A 6317-nucleotide genomic window follows, 5' to 3' on the forward strand; every position below is an offset into this window, starting at 1 on the left:
TAGGCGTCGAACAGGTCGAGCGACTCGATCGTGTCGTCGCTGATGTTCGGGGTCAGGTAGATGGTCATGAAGCCTCCTTCCAGGGCGTCGGCCGGGTCAACGTCGCCATGCCGGGGTTCATTCCGCCGGGCCGGTCGACTCGGTGGGCGTCGGGGTGGGCGTCGGAGTCGTCGCGGACGGGCTCGGTGCGGGGGTGGTCGGTGTCGGCGTCGGGGTCGTCGTGGGTGCGGTCTCGGGCGGAGTCGTGGTGGGCTCTTTCGTCGGTTCACTCGGCTCCGGGTTGCCCCTGGTCCCGCCGAACGTGTCGCCGATCGTGGTGCCCTTGGAGCCGTCGAGCGTACGCCCGGACAGCAGCTCGTACGTCGAGATCGCGGCGAGCGCGAGGGCCAGCACGACGACGGTCGTGACGATGATCGTCTTCCAGTGCAGGCGGCCCCTGGCCTCGTCCTCGACGAACTCGGCGCCCTTGACGGGGCCGACCTCGCCGGCCTGCTCGATGGTTTCGCCGATCTCGCCGTCCTCCTCGACCCGGCGCTGGATCACCGTGCCGCTGGCGGTGGTGACGAGCAGCGTGCGCCCCTTGTCGAGCGTACGGGCGTACAACGCCGAGGTGACGGTGACGACCGCGCTGCCGAGCGCGGCGCCCACGAGCGTGCCGGCGACGCCGAGCCGCGAGGCGAGCCAGGCGGCGGTGACGGCGGCGAGCACGCTCGCGGCAAGCTGGAACCAGGACACCTCACCCAGGAATCCGCGACGTCGAGACATACCGGCCAGACTAGGGCGTGTCTCCCAATTGGTGGCCGATCAGGGAGCGTGGCATCCGCGCCCGTCCGGCAAGGCCGACGACTGAACCGCACCGGGGTTGTGCGGCGAAGGAGGAGAACGCCGCCGGGCGGGATGCGGGGCCGCGCGAGCCGGCCATCGAATTGGGAGAGATGCCCTAGGGGGCGGAACCGAATGTCTCCGAAGTCAGTGTGTCCACTTCGTCGAGCCAGGCGGCGCGCTGCTCGTCGGTCGAGTCGCCGACCGGGCGGAGCACCCGGCGGGTGACTCGCGGGCCGCCCAGGTAGGGCGCGACGCACCGACCCCAGATCGAGGCGAGCGGATCCTTGTAGAGATCACGCTCCCGCTCGTCCGTCGTGTCGGACGTGTTGACGACCATCAGCTCGGTGAGGGGGGCGAGCGGCTCGGGGTAGCCGGTGGCCTCGGCCAGGCGATAGGCGACACCGGGCACGACCACCCGGTCGATCCATCCGGTGAGGATGGCGGGCGGCATGCCCCACCAGTTGGGGTGCACCACGACGAGGCCGTCGGCGAACCGCAGCTCCTCACGATGCCGCGCGACGACGGGGTCGTTCTCGCGCGCGAGGATCGACTCGATCGTCTCGCCGCTGGTGTGCGACTCCTCGGCGGTCAGCACCGGGTCGAACAGCTCGGCGTACAGGTCGTGCGACCGCACCTCGTGGCCCAGGGTGAGCAGCCGCTCGCCGATCCGCTCGGCGAGGGCGTGGCAGAAGCTCGTGGCCCGTGGGTGGGCAAGGAGGAGGATCACGGTCGCCATGGTTGACGATTCTGGCAGTCCCCACCGCTCATCGCCGGGTGATCGGGCGTGTCATCGGCCAGTCTCCACGATTGTGTCGGTCCCGGTTGCGAGACTGAGCGCATGGAGACATTGCTGATGCTCGCGGTCGGACTCGCGCTGGGACTCGTGCTGGGCTGGTTGCTCGGCCGCACCCCGCGCGCGGGTCAGGCGGGCGTCGATCCGCGAGTCCTCGAGATGCAGCACAGCGCGGCGCTCGCCCAGGTCCGCCACGAGGCGGCAATCGAGCGGGCCGAGGTCGAGCAGCACCTCGCCGCAGCACGCGCATCGGTCGAGGGCCTCCGCGAGCAGCTCGTCCTGGCGCAGGACCAGCACCGTCAGACCGTCGAGGCCCACCGGCAGGAGACCCGCCAGCGCGAAGCCGCCGCACAGACCGAGAGCAAGGTGCTCGAGAAGCTCGCGCCGGTCGCCGCCCAGCTCAAGGACATGCAGCTGAAGGTGCTCGACCTCGAGAAGCAGCGCAGCCAGCAGCACGGCGACCTCGCCGCGCAGATCCGCGCGACGCGACAGAGTGCCGAGCAGTCCAAGATGGCCGCCGAGACGCTGTCGGCCGCCCTGCGCAACAACTCGGTGCGTGGTGCCTACGGCGAGCTCCAGCTCAAGACGCTGGTCGAGTCGGCCGGACTCCTCAACCGCATCGACTACTCCGTGCAGGAGTCCATCTCCGCCGACTCGGGCGCCCGCCGCCCGGACATGGTGATCAAGCTGCCCGGCCGCAAGCAGGTCGCGATCGACTCCAAGGTGCCGTTCAGCGCGTTCATCGACTCGTTCCGCGAGGACATCAGCGACACCGAGCGCAAGTCGCTCCAGACGCAGCACGCCAAGCAGGTTCGCGGGCACGTCGACGCCCTGGCCGGCAAGGAGTACTGGACGGGGCTGCCGGTCAGCCCCGAATACACGATCGCGTTCATCCCGAGCGAGGCGATCCTCAACACCGCGCTGGATGCCGATCCCACGCTGCTGGAGTACGCCTTCAGCCGGGGCATCGTGCTGGCGACGCCGGTCAACCTGTGGGCCACGCTCAAGACGGTCGCGTTGACCTGGAAGCAGGAAGACCTCGCCGAGAACGCGCAGGAGCTGGTCGACCTCGGTCGCGAGCTCTACAAGCGCCTGGGCAAGCTGTCCGAGCATGTGTCCAAGCTCGGTCGGTCCATCGAGACCACGGTCCGGTCCTACAACGACTTCGCCGGCTCGCTCGAGGGCCGTGTGCTCGTGACCGCCCGCAAGCTCGACGGCATCGACGAGGCCAGGCTGCTGGGCGAGGTCAAGCAGATCGAGGGCGACACACGCCGGCTCACGGCAAGCGAGTTCACCGCCCTCGAGGAGACCGGCATCGCCCGGCCGGAGATCGACTTCGAGCAGGTCGGCCTGCCGATCGCCGACGACGACGAACGCACTGCCTAGGTCAACGCACCCCTGAGGGTGACGAGTTGCAGGCTCGCATCGGCGTGTCCCTGCAACTCGTCACGTCATCGAAGCGCGTGCTCCAGGTCGCCGATCAGGTCGCCGATGTCCTCGATGCCGACGGACAGGCGTACGAGGTCGTCCGGGACCTCGAGCAGCGATCCCGCGGTCGAGGCGTGCGTCATCGCGCCGGGGTGCTCGATGAGCGACTCGATGCCGCCGAGGCTCTCGGCGAGGGTGAACAGCTCGGTGCGGGCGCAGAGGTCGAGCGCAGCCTGGCGGCCACCGGCGAGCCGTACGGAGATCATGCCGCCGAACCGCCGCATCTGCTTCGCCGCGACCACGTGGCCCGGGTGCTCGGGCAGGCCTGGGTAGAGGATCGATGCAATGGCCGGGTGTCCCTGCAGGAAGTCCACGACCGCCTCGGCGTTGTCGCAGTGCTTGTCCATCCGCACCGCGAGCGTCTTGGCGCCGCGCATCGTGAGGTAGGCGTCGAACGGCCCCGGCACGCCGCCGGCACCGTTCTGGAGGAAGGCGAACGCGGTGTCGAGCTCTTCGTCGTCGGTGACGAGCACTCCGCCGACGACATCGGAGTGGCCCCCGATGTACTTCGTCGTCGAGTGCAGCACGATGTCGGCGCCGAGCTCCAGCGGCTGCTGGAGGTAGGGCGACGCGAAGGTGTTGTCGACGAGGAACTTGGCGCCGGCCGCGTGTGCGATCTCGCTGATCGCGGCGATGTCACCGACGTTGAGCAGGGGATTTGTCGGGGTCTCGATCCACACGGCCTTGGTCTCGGGCCGGATCGCGGCCTGGATGGCGTCGAGGTCGTTGACCGCGGCGACGGTGTAGGTGATGCCCCACTGGGTGAACACCTTGTCGATCAGGCGGAACGTGCCGCCGTACGCGTCATCAGGGATGACCAGGTGGTCGCCGGGGCGCAGGAGCGAACGGAGCGCGCAGTCGGTGGCCGCCATGCCGGAGCTGAACGCCCGGCCGTGGGCGCCACCCTCGAGCGCGGCGAGGTTGGCCTCGAGGGCCGTACGCGTGGGGTTGCCGGTGCGGGCGTACTCGTAGCCGGAGCGCATCCCGCCCACCCCGTCCTGCGCGAACGTCGAGGACGCGTAGATCGGGACGTTGACGGCGCCGTTCTCGGCATTGGGCTCATAGCCCGCGTGGATCGCCCGGGTCGCGAAGCCCTGCGAAGCGCCCTCGCCTGACCCGTCCCGGTCCCTGAGCTTGTCGTAGGGCTCGCTCATACGTGAACCCCCAGCAGGTCGTGGCGGGTCAGCACGCCGAGCGGCTTGCCGTCCTCGATGACCATGACCGCGTCGCTGGTGTGCAGCGCCTCGAGGGCTTCGTCGATGCTCTCGCCGGAGCCGAGCAGCGGGAGCGGCGGCTCCATGTGCTGCGAGACGGCGTCGGTGAGCAGGGCACGTCCCTCGAACACGGCGCTGATCAGCGCGCGTTCGTTGACGCTGCCCGCGACCTCGCCGATGACGACCGGCGGCTCGGGTCCGACGACGGGCATCTGCGAGACGTTGTACTCGCGGAGGATCTCGATCGCGTCGCGGATCGTCTCCGAGGGGTGGGTGTGGACGAGGTCGGGCATGCCGCCGGACTTGGACCGCAGGAGGTCGCCGACCGTCATCTCGTGGACCTTGCCGTCGAGCGGCTCGCGGAGGAACCCGTACGACGACATCCAGTCGTCGTTGAAGACCTTGGAGAGGTAGCCGCGGCCACCGTCCGGCAGCAGCACGACGACGAGGGCGTCGGGGCCGGCTTCCTCGGCAACCTGCAGCGCCGCGACGGTTGCCATGCCGCACGATCCGCCGACGAGCAGAGCTTCTTCGCGGGCGAGGCGACGGGTCATGTCGAACGAGTCGGCGTCGTTGACCGCGATGATCTGATCGGGGACCGCCGGGTCGTACGCGCTGGGCCAGAAGTCCTCGCCGACACCTTCGACGAGGTAGGGCCGTCCGGTGCCCCCGGAGTAGACGGAGCCTTCCGGGTCGGCGCCGATGACCTTGACCTTGCCGCCGGAGACCTCCTTGAGGTAGCGGCCGGCGCCGGTGATCGTGCCGCCCGTGCCGACGCCGGCGACGAAGTGCGTCACCTTGCCGTCGGTGTCGGCCCAGATCTCGGGGCCTGTGGTCTCGTAGTGGCTCTCGGGGCCGGCGGGGTTGGAGTACTGGTCAGGCTTCCAGGCGCCCTCGGTCTCGCGTACGAGGCGGTCCGAGACGTTGTAGTAGCTGTCGGGGTGGTCCGGCGGCACCGCGGTCGGGCACACCACGACCTCGGCGCCGTACGCCCGCATGGTGTTGCGCTTGTCCTCGCTGACCTTGTCGGGGCACACGAAGATGCAGTGGTAGCCCCGCTGCTGGGCGACGAGCGCGAGGCCGACGCCGGTGTTGCCGGAGGTCGGCTCGACGATCGTTCCGCCGGGCTTCAGGGCCCCTGAGGCTTCGGCAGCCTCAACCATCTTGACCGCGATGCGGTCCTTGGCGCTGCCGCCGGGGTTGAGGTACTCGATCTTGGCGGCCACGGTCGCGGATCCCGCGGGGATGACCGAGTTGAGGCGGACCAGCGGGGTGTTGCCGATCAGCTCAACGATGTGGTTTGCAATGCGCATACCGTCATTCTTGCACTCGTCAGCCCAGCGGGATCCTCGCGTTGTCAGGGCCTGGTGAGGACGGGTGCGGCCTCGCGGACATCGAGCTCTGCGGCCGGTCCGGATGCCAGCAGCGTCTGCCCGATGGTCTGCCATGCGCCGCCGTCGACGCGGTAGCGAACCTGGTAGGTCACGTCCACCCGGGGATGCACGTCGTCGGCGGGTTCGCGGTAGCGATGGGTCACGTCCATCGCCGGGTAGGGCTTGCCCGGGCGGCTCGTCGTCGCCACGGTGCCGTCGTCGTGGATCCAGGTGTAGCGGACCGGTTCGGCGACCAGGTCGATGTCGAAGCCGAGCAGCGTGATGCTGCGTTCGAAGGGCTCGGGCTCGGCGTAGAAGATCGTCTCGACGTTGACGAGCGTCTCCTCGCCGGGCTGGATCTGCACCTGCAGACTCGGCAACCCGATCTCCCGCACCGCGCGGAGGACGTCCCCCTCAGTCAGCTCCGGATCATCAGGGTCCTCGTCCTCTTCGAACGTCCGCGGGTAGCACTGCTGGATACCTTCCTGGTCCTCGAGGCAGGACACGTCTGGCGGGGGATAAGGCGTCTCTCGTGGTGCCGCCGCTGGTCGATTGCCTTCAGCGCCCTTTTGCGTTTTGGACTCCTCCTCGACCGTCACGTGAAGTTTCGGTTACCAAGAGTCG

Annotated in this window: 6 protein-coding genes; 1 reads left to right on the top strand and 5 read right to left on the bottom strand. The window is 69.2% G+C overall.

Annotated features, from left to right (window positions below):
* Positions 1 to 117: 117 nt before the first annotated feature.
* Together V6M46_RS16625 and V6M46_RS16630 are read right to left on the bottom strand one after the other, a co-directional pair.
* The gene (locus tag V6M46_RS16625) at positions 118 to 765 is read right to left on the bottom strand and encodes a hypothetical protein (RefSeq protein ID WP_332667118.1); all 648 of its coding nucleotides are present in this window, start codon (positions 763 to 765) and stop codon (positions 118 to 120) included.
* Between the two features lie 175 nt (positions 766 to 940).
* Complete coding sequence (locus tag V6M46_RS16630; protein ID WP_332667120.1) at positions 941 to 1561, bottom strand: NAD(P)H-dependent oxidoreductase; 621 nt, start codon at positions 1559 to 1561, stop codon at positions 941 to 943.
* A 102-nt stretch (positions 1562 to 1663) separates the two neighbouring features.
* Here V6M46_RS16630 and rmuC point away from each other — a divergent pair, with 102 nt between their 5' ends.
* Positions 1664 to 3004, top strand: a complete 1341-nt coding sequence (rmuC, locus tag V6M46_RS16635) for a DNA recombination protein RmuC (protein WP_332667122.1) — start codon at positions 1664 to 1666, stop codon at positions 3002 to 3004.
* A 65-nt stretch (positions 3005 to 3069) separates the two neighbouring features.
* On the opposite strand, the gene V6M46_RS16640 is transcribed toward rmuC, so the two are convergent.
* The 3 genes from V6M46_RS16640 to V6M46_RS16650 are packed head-to-tail and all read right to left on the bottom strand — an operon-like array spanning position 3070 to position 6199.
* Complete coding sequence (locus V6M46_RS16640; protein ID WP_332667124.1) at positions 3070 to 4260, bottom strand: cystathionine gamma-synthase; 1191 nt, start codon at positions 4258 to 4260, stop codon at positions 3070 to 3072.
* Complete coding sequence (locus tag V6M46_RS16645) at positions 4257 to 5633, bottom strand: cystathionine beta-synthase (protein WP_332667125.1); 1377 nt, start codon at positions 5631 to 5633, stop codon at positions 4257 to 4259. The genes V6M46_RS16640 and V6M46_RS16645 overlap by 4 nt, the downstream gene beginning before the upstream one ends.
* A 44-nt stretch (positions 5634 to 5677) precedes the next feature.
* A complete protein-coding gene (locus V6M46_RS16650; protein WP_332667127.1) occupies positions 5678 to 6199 on the bottom strand; it encodes a hypothetical protein in 522 nt (173 codons plus the stop codon).
* Between the last annotated feature and the right edge of the window lie 118 nt (positions 6200 to 6317).

The sequence above is a fragment of the Aeromicrobium sp. genome (assembly GCF_036676885.1).
Classification (GTDB): Bacteria; Actinomycetota; Actinomycetes; order Propionibacteriales; family Nocardioidaceae; genus Aeromicrobium.